The organism is Candidatus Contubernalis alkalaceticus (assembly GCF_022558445.1).
GTDB classification, from domain to species: domain Bacteria; phylum Bacillota; class Dethiobacteria; order SKNC01; family SKNC01; genus Contubernalis; species Contubernalis alkaliaceticus.
Genome location: NZ_CP054699.1, coordinates 2,476,302 through 2,495,097 on the forward strand (window position 1 = coordinate 2,476,302; position 18,796 = coordinate 2,495,097).

The window sequence follows — 18,796 nt, forward strand, 5'->3', positions numbered from 1 at the left end:
AATTATTGTGTTTTTTCCTGTGTTAATAACCTCAAAATACTTTGAATACGTTCCGGCAGGGGAGCAGAAAATTCCATATAATTTTCACTTTGAGGATGTACAAATCCCAATGTGCCGGCGTGCAGTGCCTGCCCCTTTAAATTAAATTCATTCCTGGAGGGGCCGTACTGAAGGTCTCCCAAAACAGGATGCTTGATATAAGCCATATGAACTCTGATTTGATGCGTCCTCCCTGTCTCCAGTTTAAGGCGAAGGTGGGTATATTTTTTAAACCTCTCCAGCACTTCAAAATGAGTTACGGCTTCCCGCACCCGCCCTTTGCTGCTTACGGCCATATTTTTACGCTCCTTATGGTGCCTGCCTATAGGAGCATCGATGGTTGCCCGGGACTCTACAATCCTTCCGTGAACCAGAGCCTGATATTCCCTCTTTATAGAACGTTTTTTCATCTGATAAGCAAGGGAACGGTGAGCATAATCGTTTTTAGCCGCTACCAAAACTCCTGAAGTATCTTTATCCAAACGATGTACAATTCCCGGCCTAAGCTCCCCTCCAATCCCCGACAAATCCCTGCAGTGGAATAAAAGAGCATTAACCAGAGTCCCCTGATAATGACCTGCCGCAGGATGAACTACCATACCTTGAGCCTTATTCACCACCACAATGTCTTTATCCTGGTATAAAATAGACAGAGGAATGTTTTCCGGCTCAATGGTTACTACACGGGGAGGAGGCACCTCTAAAAAAACCTTGTCACCCTTTTTTACCCTATAATTAGATTTAATTTTTTTCCCCTTCACAGAAACTAGTCCCTCCTCAATCAAAACCTGCAGACGGGACCTGGACATATCTGGATTTTTCTCCATTAATAAAATATCCAGTCGTTTGCCGCTTTCCTCAGGGGATACTAAAAAACTATATTTTTTTATCACTGATTTTATCCACCTGTTTCCAGGGCCAAAGCCTTATAAGCAGGGCTGAGGCCAGAATCATCAAAAGACTAATCGCCTGGGCCAACGTAACGGGACCAAAAAAAACATCTGAATCCCTAAAAAACTCGATGCCAAAACGATATAAACCATAAAAACCAACATACAATACAAACAGGTAACCATGGAAAGGCTTTTTATCCCTCAAATAAAGGAGCAGCCCAAAAAAAACAAAGTTAATCAGGCTGGCATAAATTTGGGTGGGATGCCGAAGTGCATTATCTACAAAGGATGACGCCAATGCCCAGGGAAGATTGCTTACCTTTCCATAACAGCACCCATACATCAGACATCCAATACGGGTAATAGCGTATCCTAATGCAACGTATGGCGCAATCAGATCTGCTGTTACTCCCACAGGTATTTTATGACGCTTCAGGTACCAAAATGAAATCAAAAACCCGGCAATCAACCCCCCATGAAAGGACAGGCCCCCCTCTCTGGAGATAATTTTCATTGGTGTCTCCAAATAATAAGGTAGATCCAATATAATATAAGCAATCCTGGAGCCCACCAGGGCACCAATTCCAATCAAGATTGATAAATCTAAAATTTTTTCCTGCTCAATACCTACCCGGGGAGCCTCCCTCATGGCCAGCACCGCTCCTAAAAAAAAGGCCAGCGCCAGGGCAGCACCATATGAATATACTTTAACAGAACCTATCTCAAATAAGACCGGATGCATTATAACCCTCCCTTGATTACTCTTTTTTAAAGCTGTACATTAAGTACTCATAAATGAAAAAAACTGCACCTATAACCAGGGCCATATCCGCTATGTTAAAGACCGGCCAAAAACCAACATCAAGAAAATCAATAACATAACCAAAACGTAACCTGTCTATTAGATTTCCCAGGGCTCCTGCGATAATTAAAGTCAAGCCAACCCTCATAAAGTTCTTGCCCCTGGGGATTTCCTGCATAAGCAGGGCCATTACAGCCAAAGAAACAATAGTAATTCCAATAAAAAACCAGCGGCCATTTGGCATAACCCCAAAAATTGCCCCGGGATTTCTAAGCAGGGTTATATGAAAAATGTTTGGTATAACTGGGATAGACTGACCCAAATACAAATAACTTTCAACCAGGTACTTAAACACTTGATCAGCAAAAACGACTCCAATTCCTAATAACAGTAAAACCAAAAAATCCCCCCCTAACTTTCTACATTCTAGCACAAAACATGATAAATAGACAACCCTAAAACCTCAAACCTTCTAAGCATAGAAGCAAAGGGAGGATTTTCCTGCTTCACCGTTTATATTTCAGGGCCAGGAGGGATAAAGCAAGTAAGGAAAGGAAGCAGGAGGACCGCCCCCTGCTTTTCCCGAAAAAAAAGAACCCGGATGGGTCCGAAGAATTCAATCAATACTGCTGAATGTTTTCACTTTTTGGGATTATTTTTATTTTTACCAGAAGGTTTTTTGCCCTGTTCAAAATTGCGATCATCTTTCCAGTACGTCTGCACAAAAGTTCCCCCTTGATCCTTTGCTGTTGGAATGTTTTCAATCCCTTGGGGACCTTCTAAATCTTCTCCGGGATCCACGTCTTCGTAATGCACATGGGGCAGTTGATTAAACTCTGCCACCTGCTGCCAGGCATCTTCCCCATCAAAACCCACATAATCTTGTCTGTCCTTAAATACTTTCCCTAACGGGGGATCTAAAACTTCCTCTTCCACGGGCCTGGAATCAGCATGGGGAAAACCCTGGGCCTTTTCTGCACAATTTATGCACAGATCAGCATAGGGGAGGGCCTCCAGCCTGGAATTTTCTATGGTTTTTCCGCAAGAAGCACATGATCCATAAATCCCCTTTTCAATCTTTTTAAGAGACCTCCGAATTTTCTGTAATTCCAACAAACGGCTTTCATGCAGTGATAAATCTTTAGATCTATCAAAATTTTCACTGCCCAAATCCGCCGGATGATTATCATAAAGCGACAGCTCTCCAACACTGTCTCGAAAGGATTCGTGAGCTCCAATACCAGTAATATTGTCCAAGGCCACAGTTATTTGCTTCTCCATTTCTTTTAATCTTTGGTAAAAGTATTGGTTCATGTTCAAATGAACCTCCTTTAATAGGGTAAAAAACAAAATCTCGCTTTCAGTCATCCTGCTGTTTAATGAATAATCTCATTTATCAATCTATATACTGAGTCAGTTCCTCCGGTTTCAAACGAGATGAAGATTTCACCTCCTCATCCGTAAAACCAATGGGAAGCATAGCCAGGGGCCTAACCCAGTGAGATAAATCCAAGATTTTAGAAACTCTAGGTTCACTGAAAGCTCCAACCCAACAACCGCCCATGCCTAAGGAAACGGCGGTCAATAAAATATTTTGGGCTGCAGCAGCTGTATCCTGTAAAGCATAAAGATTCTTTCCCCTTTCACCATAAAAACGCTCTGCCCGGGCCATGTCTGCACAAATAACCAAAATCAACGGTGCCTTAGACATCCACATTTGATTTAAGGCGGAAATACCCAGGTCTCTTTTGATTTTCTTATTTTTTACCACCACAAATCTCCAGGCCTGCATATTCCCTGCAGTGGGTGCCAGACAGGCTGCCTCCAGTATCTTTTTAAGATCCTCTTGTGCAATTTCATCCTCTTTAAAATTTCTTATGCTGTGTCTTTTTTGGATGGCTTCCATCAATTCCACCTAATTCACCTCCTCATTAATGTATTTCTAAATATTATTACAGTGAATATTTTTTAAAGATGAACCTGAACAATTCGCACCAATTCCGCGATCAGGTCCCCAATTACCGGCAGATTCAGCACCACCAACCGCTGCAGCATATAAAGGACCAGGGCCCCCAGAATAGTTGCTCCCAGAGCAATTCCCAACCCCCGGAAAAGGCCACCAGCAAAATTTAACCATAGGTACCTGCGCGGATTATTTAAAAGCTCCAGGTATTCTGCAAGATTAAATCGCTCCATATCCTGGCTCAATTTTTCCATTTTCTCATTTAACTCTCTTAGAAGGATATTCTTTCTATACTGTTCCATAAGCACCCCTCTTTATAATTTACCCAAAAATATGCGTAATTACCTGCCATTATGAAAAACTTTTAATTATTAAAAACATGAAAAAAAAGAACAGGGTTTCTTCTTTATAGAATACCCTGTTCCCTTGATAATAAATTTATATTCAGATTATATTACATCTTTCTACCACTACAGCAAAAGGCTGCTTATTTTGAGCTGCACCGCTAAGCCATGAAGGACGGTTCCATTGTCCACGCTTTCAGAACGTCCCATTGGCACCGCTAATTCGGCACCGCTTATTTGCCAGTTTTCACAGTATTACTATTCTGTGGAAAGGCTAACATCCAGCTCCTTTATCACAGAATAACAACGGTTACAAAGCTCTGGATTTTCTGTTTGAGTGCCTACAGTTTCGCTGATATTCCAACATCTTTCACACTTGCCGCCCCGGGCTTGACTGACCCCTATTTTTAAATCCCTTATGGAAGAGCTTTCGTAAATCCCCTCCAGGGCCACCAAAGTATCCGGTTTATGCAAAAGAATATGCGACACGATAAAAATCATGGCCAGTTGTTCTTCATATTCTTTCAGAAGTTCGTAAACATCTGGGGCAGGATAAATATCCACCGACGCCCCTTGAGAGCCCGATATGATTTTACTTCTCCTGGCCTCCTCCAATGCCCTGGAGACCTCATTGCGCACCTCCAGGATACCCTGCCATTTCTCTTTCAACCGGTTGTCTAAATAATTTTTATTCACTTCAGGCCAGGAAGCCAGCTGTACCGTCTTCTCTACTTCCTCCGGCTTCTCCGGCAAAAACTGCCATATTTCTTCTGCGGTAAAGGGCATAATTGGAGCAATCATTATTACCAGAGAGTTCAGTATCTCATACATTACCGTTTGAGCTGCTCTCCTGCCTGAATCTCCGGCGGGAAATACATAGAGCCTATCTTTTAAGACATCTAGATAAAAATTGCTCATATCAATTACACAGAAATTGTGAATGGAATGAAATACCTGGTGAAATTCATATTTCTCATAAGCCCTGGTAACCGTTTCTACCAATTCCTGAAGCCTGTGTAAAGCCCACCGGTCTATTTCCCACATTTCACTGTACGGTACCCGGTCTTTAGAAGGGCTAAAGTCTCGGCTGTTCCCCAGCATATACCGAGCAGTATTGCGGATTTTTCGGTATACCTCCGACAGCTGCTTCAGTATGTTGGGGGAAACTCTGACATCTCCTTTAAAATCAGAAGAAGAAACCCACAACCTCAAGATATCAGCACCATAGTTTTTAATAATTTCCTTAGGAGCAACAACATTGCCCACTGATTTGGACATCTTTTTGCCTTCTCCGTCCACTACCCATCCATGGGTTAGAACAGAACGATATGGGGCACTTTCCCGGGTTGCCACCGAAGTTAACAGAGAAGATTGAAACCATCCCCGATACTGGTCACTGCCCTCCAGGTAAAGGTCCACAGGCCAACCCAGTTCTTCCCTGGCGTCACAAACAGCAGCATGAGTAGACCCGGAATCAAACCAGACATCCATGATATCTGTTTCTTTACGAAACCCGGAACCACTGCAGTGAGGACACTGGAGTCCCGCCGGCAGCATTTCCTCCGCCGTTCTTCTAAACCATGCATCAGACCCTTCTTCAGCAAAAAGATCCCTAACCTTCTTGATAGTATCATCATTAATCAATTCTTTATCACAGTCGTTGCAGTAAAATATAGGAATGGGCACTCCCCAAATTCGCTGTCGGGAAATACACCAGTCGTGTCGTTCCCCTACCATTTTAGTGATCCTCTCTTCTCCCCAAGAAGGAGTCCAATTAACCTCCTTGACCGCCTCCAAAGCTTTTTCCCGAAACTGGTCTATGGAGGCAAACCACTGCTCTGTGGCTCTAAAAATTACGGGCTTTTTACAACGCCAGCAGTGAGGATAAGGATGAGATAAAAAGTCAAGATGGAATAATAAATTTTTCTCTTTAAGCTCCGTAGTAACCGCCTTATTCCCTTCAGAATAGGACAGTCCCTGAAACTGTTTCGCTTCTTCTGTAAAAATACCCTTGTTATCCAAAGGAGCCACGATGGGAAGATCGTGAACCAGACTTAACTGATAGTCTTCCATACCATGGCCGGGGGCTATGTGAACGCAACCTGAACCCTGCTCCAGGGTTACCAGATCACCGGTAACCACCACTCCTTCTTTATCCAGCAGAGCGTGTTGATATTTCAGCCCCGAAAGATCAGTCCCCTTATAACGGCCTACCACTTCCCAGTCGGTACGGTCTAATACCATCATTACTCGGGCAGCCAATCCCTCTGCCATAATATAATACTCCTCATCCAGTTTAATCCGCACATAATCAAAGTCCGGATGTAATGCTACAGCTACGTTAGCCGGAAGAGTCCAAGGGGTAGTGGTCCAGATTACCACATAATGATTGGGTTCCCCACCAAATAGACCCTTGTCTTGAATGATAGGGAATTTAACAAAGATAGAAGGAGATTTACTATCATCATATTCAACCTCCGCCTCGGCCAGGGCTGTTTCACATGAAGTGCACCAATAAACCGGCTTAAGGCCTTTGTAAATATATCCTCTTTTGTACATTTCTCCGAAAACTTCAATCTGCCGAGCCTCAAAAGAAGGGGCCAGGGTAAGATATGGATTAAACCAATCTCCTCGAACCCCTAACCTCATAAATTGTTCCCTTTGAATGTCCACAAATTTTAAAGCATAGTTCTTGCACTGGTGCCTAAACTCCAGGTCTCCTACCTCATGACGTTTAATTTTTTTAGTCTTAATAATTTGGTGCTCGATGGGAAGGCCGTGGGTATCCCACCCGGGAACGTACGGAGAGTCATACCCTTTCATGGTTTTATACTTTACCACAATATCTTTAATTACCTTGTTCATAGCTGTTCCCATGTGAATATCCCCATTGGCATAGGGGGGACCGTCATGAAGTATAAATTTTTCCTTACCTTTCCTGGTCTTTTGAACCAGTTCGTAGAGATTAATTTCATCCCAATATTTCAAAATGTCCGGTTCCCGTTTAGGAAGATTTGCCCTCATGGGAAACTCGGTTTGGGGAAGATTAAGTGTTTCTTTGTAATCCATGACTTTTAATACCTCGCTTTTCTATCAAAATAAAATTAAAAAAACCCGTCCTGATAGGGACGGGATAATATTCCCGCTGTACCACCCTGGTATAAAATAAATAATAAAACAATGGCATAACTGGCAGTAACGGCGCCACCGGCTGTGTCTACTCTTTTTTAAAATTTCGCACAGCACTCCCGGGTGATTTTCAGCAGGCATTGAAGGTCAGTTTTCAGCTTCCCTGACTCTCTGTACAGCAATAACCTGAATACTCCGCCCGTTCATCGATTTGTTCTTTAACAATCATTATTACTAATATATCATTATTTTCTTAAAAGTCAATATTTATACCACTTTAATAACAAAAGGAAGCTTAACCCAGCCTGCCCTCCAGGTCATCCTCTTCTTCATACTTATTTCCTCCTGATTGGAAATCCAGCCAGGTTTCGGATTCCAGGGCAGACAGCTGTGCTTCAACCAGAGAACGCAATCGCAGCTTGAAAACCTGGGCCTGTTTATGCAGATCTTCATGCTCAGCCAAAACTTTGCTTGCCCTGTATCTGGCTTCTTCTATAATTCTTGAAGCATCCTTTTCAGCCTCCCTGCGAATCAGTTCTGCCTCCTTGTTGGCATTCCTTTTCACCTCTTCGGCTGTCTCCTGAGCAATTAATATAGCCTTTTGCAGAGTTTCCTCTATCCTTTTATAATGCTCCAGCTTCCCATCCAGACCCTCCGCCTTTTCCTTAAGAAGAACATTTTCTTTAATCATTGTTTCGTAATCTTTGGTAAGCCTGTCCAAAAATTCATTTACTTCGTCCCGGTTAAATCCCCGTAGTGCAACTGTGAACTCCTTGTTTTGAATGTCCAGCGGAGTTAATGGCATCTTAAAACCTCCTTGGTTCAGCTATTGGTTCGTGTCATATCTTCCTTTTTTCTTCGCCAAATTTTAGCAAACTCCTTCTATTACCGCACCTTTTTTACAACAATTCTCAATCTGCCCTTTTTACTCTCCCCTAATATGTTTTCCAAAATTATCCTTCCTCTACCTCTTAAAGAAATCACATCTCCCTTTTTTACTTGAGAAGAAGGATCATTTGCCCTCTGCCAGTTCAACTTTACCTGATCAGCTTTAATTACCCTGGCAATCTTTGACCGGGAATATCCAAACCCCAAACCGGCTACTGTATCCAGCCTTAAAGAGGCCACAGTGCCCTTAATCTCTTTACTGCGTTCCTCTGGAACCACCAGATGTTCCAAATCAATCTCCTCTAGAGTTACTGGTACTGTGTTTACCTGGGTTAAATTTTGTAAGAGAAAAGGAACTATACTTGAATCCACTATAATTACTGCCCCCTGCTCTCCCATAATAATATCCCCTAGTTTTTCTCTCTTCAATCCAAGATTTAAGGAAGCCCCGAGATAATCCCGATGGCTCAGCTCTTTAAACTTAGAACCGCCCTTAAATTCCATCAAAGATATCCCTAAATCCACGGATTCAGCAGTCCAGCTGCCGGGCATCACTGCTATTTTTGCTCTCTCCGCCCCAGGGTAACCGCCATAGGTTAAAAACCTGATCTCTTTACAGGTTTTCAAATACGATTCCATAACCTGCTGCTGATAAGGATCCATAAAATCAGTTATCTGAGGGGAATTTGAACGGCATACCAACTGAACTTTATCCTTTATTTTCTCCAACATGGCCCTCTCCAAAGGAGGAATGTGGTTTTCTCCTTGCATTTTATCTCCTTTTATCAAAGTTTATTAGTTACCTCACCAGATTTATTAACAGACCTCGAATAAAATTCAAAACAATAATGGCAACTATGGGAGAAAGGTCTATATAACCTCCGCCCATATTAATTAAAGGAATAATATTTCTAAAGGGAAGAAGTATAGGTTCCGTCACCTGGTAAACGACCTTTTTAAGTTGAACCAGCCAGGGTTTCCCGTATGGATTAAAAGCAAAGTAACTTAAGATAATTCGAGCTATTAAAAAATAATAAAGTAACCTGAAAAAAACATTAATCATCTGAGCAAAATTAAAAATAGGTATCACCTCACCATTTTTTTTTACTTATGGAAGGTTAATCATCCAGTTCAGAATCTTCAAAGGAACCTGTTGTAAAAGCATTTACTTCACTACGAGTAATGGTAGAATTAATATCTATATTATTCGGAGTGAAAATAAAAATATGATTACTAATTTTTTGGTAATTGGCATTGAGAGCATAAGCCGCTCCGCTGATAAAATCAATTAACCGCTTGGAAATCTCCAGTTCAGTGCCCTCCAGATTAATTACTACGGGGAGCTTGTTTTTCAGGTTCTCGGCAATGGACTGGGCTTCGTCAAAGTCTTTTGGTTCTGCCACAATCACCCTAAGATTTTTGCTGGTATGCAGGCTTACTACTTTTCCTTTCCGATTAGAGGGATTTGCAGAATCAACTACAGAAGCCATTTCTTGATGGTCAACCTCCTCCTCAGCCAATCCAAAAAATACTAATATCTTATCAAAAAATTTTAATCCCATTGTCATTATTCCTCCTTGACCTGTTTTTTAACCCCTTGTTCATAATAACTAATTATTCAACTATTTATACAGTATCTTTTCAAACATAATATCTAAAATTAACCAAAGAGTGCCGTGCCGATTCTTACCATAGTAGCCCCCTCTTCAACGGCTACTTCATAATCACTGCTCATACCCATAGACAGTTCTTTCAGTTCAACCCCCGGCACCTTAATTTTACAGGATAGATTCTTCAACTCCCGAAAAATAGTCCTGACCTCCTGGGGATCTTCCACATAGGGGGCAATAGTCATCAATCCTGTTATTTTTATATTGGGAAATTTTTCTACAACCATCTCAATAAATCCTTCTACTTCATTAACAGAAAGACCAAATTTGGACTTTTCTTCAGCTACATTTACCTGAACCAGAGCTTCCGTAATCCTGCTGGATTTTTCAGATCGTATTTGAATCTCTTTTGCCAGGGAAAGTCTGTCCAAAGAATGAATTAAAGAAAAACGAGGCAGAACTTCTTTGACCTTATTACTTTGTAGGTGCCCAATGAAATGCCAGGTCAGTTTATCCGGGAGAATCTCTATCTTAGGGATAACCTCCTGAACCCTGTTTTCTCCAAAATTGTTAATCCCTATGGAAACTGCCTCTTTTATTTTTTCCGGAGCAACCCCCTTGGTTACAGCAATAAGAGTGATGGTATCTTCTTGACGTCCCGATTTTACCTGGGCCTCCTTTATCTTATCTACGATTTTTAACAAGTTATCTTGCATCACAATCATCTTCCTCCCATTTTTATAGAGTTATTTTTACTTTTTCTTTTCCCTAAGTCTAGGAGGGAATATATTGTCCTTCTCTAAAAAACCTGGGATTTGTAATAACAACCCTTCCTGCAGGCAGACCTTCCACTATAACATCTCCCTCATGTTCCTCTTTTACAGTAACCGGACGAAATCTCACCATTGCCTTTTCTATGGTATAGACTCCTGTTTCCTCGCCCTTCGTAAGTAAGGCTTCCTCCGGAACGATAATACCCCGAAGATAATTATAAATAATCTCTGCCTGAGTCTGCCTGTAAAGATAAAAATTTTCCAACTGTTCATTTACTTTAAAAGTCACTAAGGTTTTATCTTGCTCTTCCTCAATGTGAAAAACATCAACTCTGACATCATAATCAGAAACAAAATCAAACCTGATATATACCCTTTTATTGTCCTTAAATTCTTCCCCCTGCTCCGGGGTCACAGGAACTGTAAAATACCAGGTATAATTATCTACAATTTTAAAAATAGGAGATCCCCGCCCTATTTTCTCGCCAAAGTTTATTTCTTTACCCTCCCGTTTAAAAGCACCTAACTGATGACTGCTTAAAAAATGTATAAGGGAAGGCTGAAAAAAATCCTCCAACCCATCAGTATAATAAACAACGATCCCTGAAAAAGGAGATAATAGTTTACTATTAGTAGGATGAAGACTACTATGTACAATCAGCTGTTCCTGGGAAATCCCTTTCAGCTGATGATAATATTTTTCAGCTTCCTCCATATCTCCCGCTGACAAAGCACTTCGCAGGCGGTTCACAACGACTGAGGTATGGTATTCAATTTCTTTAGGATCAAATAATTCTTCATTTTCTTCGAAAACTTCAGCAGCATCATTCTCCAGATTGTTGTCGTCAACTAGTAAATCTTCCTCATTGTCCCCTTCATCATTTTCTTTTTCTTGTTTATCCTGTTCATGTTCATCATTTTGCAGAACATGGCTTTCTTCTTCCCGGTATTCCACTGTATACAAAGGACGGGATACAATCTCTGCTACTTCCCTGCCAACACCAACTCGAGTTCCCTCTTCTAATGCCCAAATTAGATAACCCTCCTGAGGAGAAGTCACAACCTTTTCTTCCCTGATAATAAAACCTTCAACAGCAATTTTTTCCTCCAGAACACTATCCTCTGTGATAACAGTCTTAACCACGTAAGATGAAGCCATACCGTAACCCCATAAAAAAACTGACCGGCCTAGAAAAAAGACAAAAAGAATTATACTTAAGATTACTACCGTTTTTCTAAAGAATTTTTGAAGTGGCGTACGTTCTTTTTTCTCTTTCTTATTACCCGGAATCAATTTTAAATGCTTTTTACGCATATTTTTAACACCTTTAATATCCATTTTTTACTTATGTAACCCAACATACTACTATTGTAATATATTTTACCTGAAAAAGTCGAGGGTTTATAGATTATTAATATAATACAGATTATGACAGGCTTATTACCGACACCATCCGTCCAGTCTTACCCCCATCTCTACGAAAGGAAAAAAATGAATCCGGATGACAGAAAGTACAGTGACTGCTAATGGTAATATTATCTTTCCTGACCCCTGCAGTTTCCAAAATTCCAACATTTAACATTTTTAAGTCCAATATCCATTTTTCTTCACCAATAAGTTTTACAAAGAGATGAGATTCTTTCACCGCTTCCGATACCTTTTTAATGACCTCAAATCCAACTTCATAACAGCAGGCACCGATTGCCGGTCCAATTCCTACCAGGATATCCCCTGCATTGCTGCCGAAACTGTTAACCATAGTCTTTACCAGTTCTGACCCAATTCCTCTTACCGTACCCCTCCAACCGGCGTGCCCCAGGCCAATCACCTGCTTTACAGGGTCAAAGAGAAAAATAATAACACAATCGGCAGAATACATGGTTAGAATAACCCCTCTCTGCCCTGTAACCAATCCATCTCCCTCCAAAACGCCTTCTTTGTTTAAGAAAGCTTCCCTCTTTTTTCCAACAGTTATTACTTTGCTGCCGTGAATCTGCTTTAATGACCAGAAATCACCCTTCAAATTTAAAACATTAAAAAATGTCTGCCTGTTTTCATAAACTTTGAACTCATCACCCCTCTGTCCACATTCATTATCCAGACGGTTAGAAGGGTTTTTACTTTTCTCTAACTTACGGGTAGAAAAGCCATGTATTATACCTCTTTTTGTAAAGGATGGTATGGTCAAGTATTCTAACCCCTCCTTTTTTTGTAAGATGAAGTCTCCCATTTGGATCTACCCTTTCTATATAAAAAACTTTATTTAACTTAAATTATACTATATTATCTCGTCTTTGACAGTTGTTACAAGCAAAAAGCTTGATGATCCCTGATTTACAAGGATTATCAAGCTTTTTTTGTATTCAAAAAAGTGAGTAATGTTTTTATTTTTTTGTCGCTTTAAAAATTTTTTTCATTTGTTTTGTTTTTATAATCTGGTAGTCTGTACGGAAATCAAATGCCTCATGTAAATCATCAGTAAAGTCAGTTCTCGTATATGTTGGAGTGTAACCCTCCCCCTTTATTTCATGAAAGTTCATATCCTTTAATCCTCTAATTATTTCACTGCAGGTATATTTCTCACCAAGCTTTTTTTCCAATAATCTGTAAATAATTAAGGATATAAAGCAAGTTGTAAAATGTGCTTCTATTCTGTCATCACGGCTTAAATAAACAGGTCTGGCTTTAAATTCACTTTTCATAATTCTAAAACATTCTTCAATCTCCCATCGTCTATTGTTTACTTTAATTATTTCAGAAGCATCATCCTCAAGGTTTGTACATACAGCATAAAACCCATCAAAGGCTTCTTCTTTAGCGATAACCTCTGTATCAATACTGTATATTTCTTTTTCAGCAATTTCTCCATCAGGAGTAAAATTAGTTTTTTTAATAAATCTTCTGCAATCATTCTGATTACATTTTTTTATTTTTGTAGGATTTGAATCTATTGTTTTTTGTGCACGTTCTATCTGTGAATTACGGATTTTTCTTTGATAATCTCTATACTTGATAGAGTACGTCACAATGATTTTTTGTTCAAGGTCATTTTCTTTAATCCAACGTTCTTTGTAAAACATTTTATTTTTAGCTTTCTCATCATCTAGTTTAGAGATGTCATAGGTTTTTACATCGTTAGAGAGGTGCCATTCGTTTGGATCAAGTGCCCATTTTTTTAGATGTGCTTTTAATTTCTTAATTGATTGAGTTGTAATAAATGCTCGTTCTTCCCTGTCGTTAAATTTTCTGTTATTTTTGGACGCTAGACCGGCATCGGTACATACGATAAATTTAGAAAGATTAAAATCAGATAGAATTTTCTTTTCTAAGGGTTTTAGTGTTAATTGTTCATTTGTATTTCCTTTGTTGATGCTAAATGCAAGAGGGATACCGTCTCCATCCATAAATAGGCCCATTTGAATGATTGGGTTTGGTCTATGCTCTTTTGATGGACCGTATTGCTTATCGCCATCTGCCTGTTCAATTTCAAAAAAATAATTGGTGCAATCATAATAAAGTACACCAGTATTTCTCTTAGAAACTTTTAAACTGTTGTTGTACAAGGATGATTGTAAAAAATCCGTTTCCTTAGCAATAACTTCAAGAGCTCTGTATATATGTTGAAGTTCAAAGTTAGGTTGTTCTATAAATCTTGAGGAAAGTTGGTAAGTGGCGAGCTTAGATGAAGGGAAGATTATTCTTCCGTAAATCAATCTGGAGAGTATGGAGTTTAGGTCATATGTAACCTTGTATTTTCCTAACATTTCTTTACATATTTTGTGAAGGCCAAGTTGATAGTATATTTGTTGAAGAAAAAGATAACCACCGTTAAAAGAGCGCTGTTCATCTTTCGTAATGACCTTGGAAGGTGAGTACTTTACCAACACATCAAGCTTTTCTTCCTTCTCTTTTTGATTCAGCTCTGCTATGTATTTCTTTGCCCATTCAATGGGATCCTGGCCGTTTAACTTTTTACTCAAATCATTAACTGTTCCAAGTTTTTCAACAATCTTTGATGAATGTACACCATTCTCATAAGTTGATTTAATTACGTAAAGAGATGTGGAATTTTTTGATTTCGAAATAGACAATCTCATATTAACCCCCCAATCCCTTATATTATAACATAATACTCAATAATACTCAATAGAAATAGGTGAAAAATTGACAAATTTGCAATAAAAAAAGCCCTATTTTCAAGGCTTTTAAGACATGTGTTCATTATTCAACTGTCAAAGACCCGTCTCCCATTTGGATCTACCCTTTCTATATAAAAAACTTTATTTAACTTAAATTATACTATATTATAAGAGCATAATATTTTTTATATATGAAGTCAGTAAAGAAAATTAAAGGTGATGCAGCCCTGTAAAGTATAACGCTGATTGAAAGGTAAATTAATATATGAACAACGAAGGAGGCAGATTATGAAATTAATAGGAAACTGCCAGACTACTGCTATGGGAATTTTACCCCATACCGACATGGAGAAAGCGCTAGAACTCTCCTTGTCAATGGACATTCCCTTTTGGCCTCAACTGCCCAGATACAGTTATTTTGAAGATATGTACGTGCAGATTTCCGAGCATTTCCCCGGTATAATTGTAAATTTTGAGAAACAAAATATTAGTTTTTCATTGGATAAATTTTATCAAGAATTTGATAATCTTATGAACAATTGGGATGACGATAATTTTTTCCGTCTTTCCCCGGATTACTCTGTTTTGTTTCATCGATTTCTAGATATGGATTTAACAGGCTATCAATATGTTCGTGGTCAAAACATTGGACCCGTAAGCCTGGGATTGAAGATTCTGGATGAAAATAAGAAATCCATGATTTATCATGAGGAAGTAAAAAGCATCATTTTTGACTTTGTAGCCAGAAAAACAGAGGTACAATTGAAAGATATGCTGGAGAAACATCCCGGCTCTTTTGTTTGGGTAGATGAACCGGGATTAGAAATGATATTTAAAGCCTTTACCGGGTATACCAGCGATGGTGCTCAAAGGGATTACCATTCCTTCCTGGAAAAGTTCCCCGGGCCCAAAGGGGTACATCTCTGTGGAAACCCGGACTGGTCCTTCCTTCTGCAGCTGGACCTGGATATCCTCTCCGCAGATGTCTTCACCTGGGGGCACATCTTTAGTCGGTATAAGGAAGAGGTAAAAACCTTTTTAGAACGAGGGGGGATTATTTCCTGGGGCATAACACCCACCCTTACCGAGGAATATGAAAAGGAAAATGTAAAAACAATGATTGAAAAGCTGGAAGAAATGTGGACATACCTGGAAAAATCCGGTGTTCCCCGCCGGCAAATTCTTTCTCAAGCCTGGCTTGCACCCTCCCGCTGCTGTTTAGTCAACGTAGATGGAGAGGTTACTGTAGAAAAATCCTATCGCCTGCTGAAAGCAGTATCAGAACACTATAAGAATCAAATTTAATAATACTATTCCCTGGATTTTACCATAACAATCCATTCGTTTCATCTTTTTTAACGGAGCACAGAATATTATCCATCTTATTGAGAATCTGCTGTGCATCCATTAATCCATCCACCATAATTACCTGAAATATAAGACTCAGTTTACAAGATATTTCCAGGAAAGTAAATTCATGCTGTTCTACTGCTCCCCTTAGTTTACCTATAATAATTTTAACATCCTGCTCTGAAACATCATTTAGGACTAATGCAAACTCATCTGCTCCCAGCCATGCTAAAAAATCGTCCTTTCTTAAACGGCTCATTAACAGGTCTGCCAGTTCTTTCATTAGTTGATCTCCCCAGACTGACCTGAGATTATCATTTGCCGGTTTATAATTATCAAGGCTAATCATTAAAAGAGCTCCTCCGATTCCTCGGTTTGCCCTGGCTACCTGACAACTCAGTGCCTTTTCCAGCGAAAAACGGTTTGGAAGATTGGTTGAAAACGTGTTTATTCTAATATCCCGCATAAGGGGCTGCACCTGACGAATTAGCATATCTTCCGTCAAGTTAATAAGAACAGTTGTAATTCCTTCAAAATAAAAAAGGAGACTCCTTAACATAAGAGTCTCCTCCACAGGCTCTTCTTGCTTAAACAACTGTTTTAAACTAACTCCTGCATAATCCACTTTAATTTTATTCAAACAGGGAGAACCCCTCTGTATTTCCTGCATGGCATTTTGAAAAACTACAGCAGTAGCTGCCTGACCAATAATTGAAGAAAGGTGATTCCAAATCCTGTCCATCATATCTTGATAATTATCTATTCCGGGAATTTTTGAATCATCGGGTTTATCAATCCTGCTGTTTGACAAAATTCTGTTCACCACCTGATTATTACCATTATTTTCAATACAAAAACGGGAATTCTAGAACAATTTTTGCTAATTTTCTACCTATTCTCTTATTTTAAAGCAAACTCAGGAAAAGTAAAGAGTCTTATTGCTTTTCAATTATTTTTTTTATACATTAAAACGAAAACTGATAATATCTCCATCTTTAACAGTATAATCCCGACCTTCCAAACGGAAAAGACCTTTTTCCTTGACTTTGGTGGGACTTCCCAGTTCATGAAGGCTGTCAAAGTGAAAGACTTCAGCCCGAATAAAACCCCGTTCAATGTCCGAGTGGATTTTCCCTGCCGCCTTTTGAGCAGGTGTACCGTTGTTTATAGTCCAGGCTCTGACCTCATCCTCCCCTACGGTAAAAAAGGACATAAGACCCAGGTATCCGTATGCAGCCTGGGCTAACCGGGTAATTCCCGACTCTTTAAGGTTAAGGTCATTCATAAATTCTATCCGTTCTTCTAAGGGCAAAAGGCTGATCTCCATCTCCATCAGCCCGCATATTTCTATAACCGGGATACCCCGCTCTTTTGCATAGGAAATTACCCTGTCCCTATCAGAATAATCCCTTGATGCCAGCTGGTCTTCGTCAATATTGACCGCCAAAATTAAAGGTTTTTCCGTTAAAAAGTGATGCCCTGACAGGTATTCCCTCTCCTTTTCCGTCATTTCCACCTTTTCCAGAGGGGTTTCCATTTCCAAAGCAGATTGAAGGCGTTCAAAAAAAGTAATCTGATATACCACATCTTTAGGGAGCTTCCGCCCCTCTTTCAGTTTCTTTAAACGGTTTTCCACCGCTGCCAGATCCGCCAGCATTAGTTCATCGCCAAAATCACAAATCTCTTTATAAGGATTAGGTTCCCCAACAGACTGAGTGACATAATCACCATGAAATGCCCTTACCACCTGAACCAAAACATCTGCTCCCCTAACCTTATCTAACAAAAATGCTCCCTGGGCAGCAGTTCCATTTTGAGAACACATACCGGGTAGGTCCATAAACTGAATTCGGGCAGGACTGATTTTTTGTGGATGATAAAGATCTGAAAGAAACTCAATTCTGTCATCGGGAACAGCTGCCGAAGCCACATGAATTTCGCTTTTTGCCCCCGGGCCGGTTTCCAGGTGCTGCTCTGTAAGCAGATTATAAATTGTGGTCTTACCGGAAAGAGGCATTCCTATTAATCCAATTTGCATTATCTTCATCTCCCCATAAAAGTAAATAATTCTTTTAATGATTTTATAGTTCACACTTTTAAAATTATTTTAGCCTTTAAAATCATAGCAGATTATATCATTTTTTACAAATCTTATTTTTAAACTCAAAATATCAAATTTTAAAATTTTTATTTAAGTAACAGGAACTTTAAAAAAAATAAAAAATTGGCTTTACCTGAAAAAGGCAGAGCCAATATTTTTTTTAACAGCTTTTACAACCCGTTTTACAAATTTTTTATGAATTAACGAACTTCTAAGGCCGAATCATCACCAGCATCATTTTAAACTGAGACAAAGCCTTCAAAGCATGGGGCTTGTTGGCGGGCATGATGATCATTTCCCCGTCTTTAACTATGTGAGGTTCTCCGGCAATGGATATCTCCACTTCCCCCTCCAACACCTGAACCAGGGCGTCAAATGGTGCTGTATGTTCACTGAGTCCTTCCCCCTGGTCAAAGGCAAAAATGGTCACCGTACCTGTCTTTTGAGCAATAACCTGTCTGCTCACTACAGACTTCTCCTGGTATTTTACCAGATTTGTCAAAGGAATTACCTTACCTATAATGTTTTGATCTTCCATACTGCCATCTCCTATCCATGAGCAGCAGCACATATGAATGTTTTTTCAGATGTCAGCTGCTCATGTTCATTTTTTTAACAATTGATTTAAAGTTACATTTTTGTTTTCCAATGTGTTCATGATACCTTAGTCTATTTTATCTTTTTTTAAGGGTATAAGACCCCCACCTCTAAGCGTTAGCGTAGGTGCTTTTAATCAGGTGGAGTAAAGTCTCCACCTGATTCCC

Annotated in this window: 19 protein-coding genes and 1 other annotated feature; of the genes, 1 reads left to right on the plus strand and 18 read right to left on the minus strand. The window is 39.6% G+C overall.

Annotation, left to right across the window (positions count from 1 at the left end; all coding sequences use genetic code 11):
• Positions 1 to 2: 2 nt before the first annotated feature.
• The 15 genes from HUE98_RS12440 to HUE98_RS12505 all read right to left on the minus strand — a co-directional run bounded on the left by HUE98_RS12440 (position 3) and on the right by HUE98_RS12505 (position 14,539).
• On the minus strand, positions 3 to 932 hold the full coding sequence (locus tag HUE98_RS12440) for an RluA family pseudouridine synthase (RefSeq protein WP_320415607.1): 930 nt from the start codon (positions 930 to 932) through the stop codon (positions 3 to 5).
• On the minus strand, positions 916 to 1,674 hold the full coding sequence (gene lgt / locus HUE98_RS12445) for a prolipoprotein diacylglyceryl transferase (protein ID WP_241420955.1): 759 nt from the start codon (positions 1,672 to 1,674) through the stop codon (positions 916 to 918). Before lgt ends, HUE98_RS12440 begins: the two co-directional genes overlap by 17 nt.
• A 16-nt stretch (positions 1,675 to 1,690) precedes the next feature.
• Positions 1,691 to 2,134, minus strand: coding sequence for a signal peptidase II (gene lspA, locus HUE98_RS12450; protein ID WP_241420956.1), 444 nt, complete (start codon positions 2,132 to 2,134; stop codon positions 1,691 to 1,693).
• A gap of 239 nt (positions 2,135 to 2,373) precedes the next feature.
• Positions 2,374 to 3,048 carry a TraR/DksA C4-type zinc finger protein gene (locus HUE98_RS12455; RefSeq protein ID WP_241420957.1) on the minus strand — a complete coding sequence of 225 codons (675 nt, stop codon included), beginning with the start codon at positions 3,046 to 3,048 and terminating at the stop codon, positions 2,374 to 2,376.
• Between the two features lie 82 nt (positions 3,049 to 3,130).
• Positions 3,131 to 3,640 (minus strand): nitroreductase family protein, encoded by a 510-nt coding sequence (locus HUE98_RS12460; RefSeq protein ID WP_241423556.1) that lies wholly within the window; start codon positions 3,638 to 3,640, stop codon positions 3,131 to 3,133.
• Between the two features lie 62 nt (positions 3,641 to 3,702).
• The gene (locus HUE98_RS12465; RefSeq protein ID WP_318036499.1) at positions 3,703 to 4,005 is read right to left on the minus strand and encodes a DUF5665 domain-containing protein; all 303 of its coding nucleotides are present in this window, start codon (positions 4,003 to 4,005) and stop codon (positions 3,703 to 3,705) included.
• Positions 4,006 to 4,299: 294 nt separating this feature from the next.
• A complete protein-coding gene (gene ileS, locus HUE98_RS12470) occupies positions 4,300 to 7,110 on the minus strand; it encodes an isoleucine--tRNA ligase (protein ID WP_241420959.1) in 2,811 nt (936 codons plus the stop codon).
• A gap of 52 nt (positions 7,111 to 7,162) precedes the next feature.
• Positions 7,163 to 7,386 (minus strand) — a binding site (T-box leader).
• A gap of 79 nt (positions 7,387 to 7,465) precedes the next feature.
• On the minus strand, positions 7,466 to 7,975 hold the full coding sequence (locus HUE98_RS12475; protein WP_241420960.1) for a DivIVA domain-containing protein: 510 nt from the start codon (positions 7,973 to 7,975) through the stop codon (positions 7,466 to 7,468).
• An 80-nt stretch (positions 7,976 to 8,055) separates the two neighbouring features.
• On the minus strand, positions 8,056 to 8,829 hold the full coding sequence (locus tag HUE98_RS12480; RefSeq protein ID WP_241420961.1) for a YlmH family RNA-binding protein: 774 nt from the start codon (positions 8,827 to 8,829) through the stop codon (positions 8,056 to 8,058).
• A gap of 28 nt (positions 8,830 to 8,857) precedes the next feature.
• Positions 8,858 to 9,121 (minus strand): YggT family protein, encoded by a 264-nt coding sequence (locus tag HUE98_RS18160; protein ID WP_407080321.1) that lies wholly within the window; start codon positions 9,119 to 9,121, stop codon positions 8,858 to 8,860.
• A gap of 55 nt (positions 9,122 to 9,176) precedes the next feature.
• Positions 9,177 to 9,620, minus strand: a complete 444-nt coding sequence (locus HUE98_RS12485; protein WP_241420962.1) for a cell division protein SepF — start codon at positions 9,618 to 9,620, stop codon at positions 9,177 to 9,179.
• 98 nt (positions 9,621 to 9,718) lie between these two features.
• Positions 9,719 to 10,384, minus strand: coding sequence for a YggS family pyridoxal phosphate-dependent enzyme (locus HUE98_RS12490; protein WP_318036557.1), 666 nt, complete (start codon positions 10,382 to 10,384; stop codon positions 9,719 to 9,721).
• A 58-nt stretch (positions 10,385 to 10,442) separates the two neighbouring features.
• Positions 10,443 to 11,756, minus strand: a complete 1,314-nt coding sequence (locus tag HUE98_RS12495) for an HlyD family efflux transporter periplasmic adaptor subunit (protein WP_241420964.1) — start codon at positions 11,754 to 11,756, stop codon at positions 10,443 to 10,445.
• Positions 11,757 to 11,868: 112 nt separating this feature from the next.
• On the minus strand, positions 11,869 to 12,630 hold the full coding sequence (gene pgeF / locus HUE98_RS12500) for a peptidoglycan editing factor PgeF (RefSeq protein WP_241420965.1): 762 nt from the start codon (positions 12,628 to 12,630) through the stop codon (positions 11,869 to 11,871).
• A 196-nt stretch (positions 12,631 to 12,826) separates the two neighbouring features.
• Positions 12,827 to 14,539 (minus strand): IS1634 family transposase, encoded by a 1,713-nt coding sequence (locus HUE98_RS12505; RefSeq protein ID WP_241420966.1) that lies wholly within the window; start codon positions 14,537 to 14,539, stop codon positions 12,827 to 12,829.
• Positions 14,540 to 14,869: 330 nt separating this feature from the next.
• Here HUE98_RS12505 and HUE98_RS12510 point away from each other — a divergent pair, with 330 nt between their 5' ends.
• Positions 14,870 to 15,886 carry a uroporphyrinogen decarboxylase/cobalamine-independent methonine synthase family protein gene (locus HUE98_RS12510; RefSeq protein ID WP_241420967.1) on the plus strand — a complete coding sequence of 339 codons (1,017 nt, stop codon included), beginning with the start codon at positions 14,870 to 14,872 and terminating at the stop codon, positions 15,884 to 15,886.
• Between the two features lie 19 nt (positions 15,887 to 15,905).
• On the opposite strand, the gene HUE98_RS12515 is transcribed toward HUE98_RS12510, so the two are convergent.
• The 3 genes from HUE98_RS12515 to HUE98_RS12525 all read right to left on the minus strand — a co-directional run bounded on the left by HUE98_RS12515 (position 15,906) and on the right by HUE98_RS12525 (position 18,570).
• Positions 15,906 to 16,742, minus strand: a complete 837-nt coding sequence (locus HUE98_RS12515) for a GGDEF domain-containing protein (protein ID WP_241420968.1) — start codon at positions 16,740 to 16,742, stop codon at positions 15,906 to 15,908.
• Positions 16,743 to 16,889: 147 nt separating this feature from the next.
• Positions 16,890 to 17,969, minus strand: coding sequence for a redox-regulated ATPase YchF (locus HUE98_RS12520; protein WP_241420969.1), 1,080 nt, complete (start codon positions 17,967 to 17,969; stop codon positions 16,890 to 16,892).
• 274 nt (positions 17,970 to 18,243) lie between these two features.
• Positions 18,244 to 18,570 carry a cupin domain-containing protein gene (locus HUE98_RS12525; protein WP_241420970.1) on the minus strand — a complete coding sequence of 109 codons (327 nt, stop codon included), beginning with the start codon at positions 18,568 to 18,570 and terminating at the stop codon, positions 18,244 to 18,246.
• Positions 18,571 to 18,796: the final 226 nt, after the last annotated feature.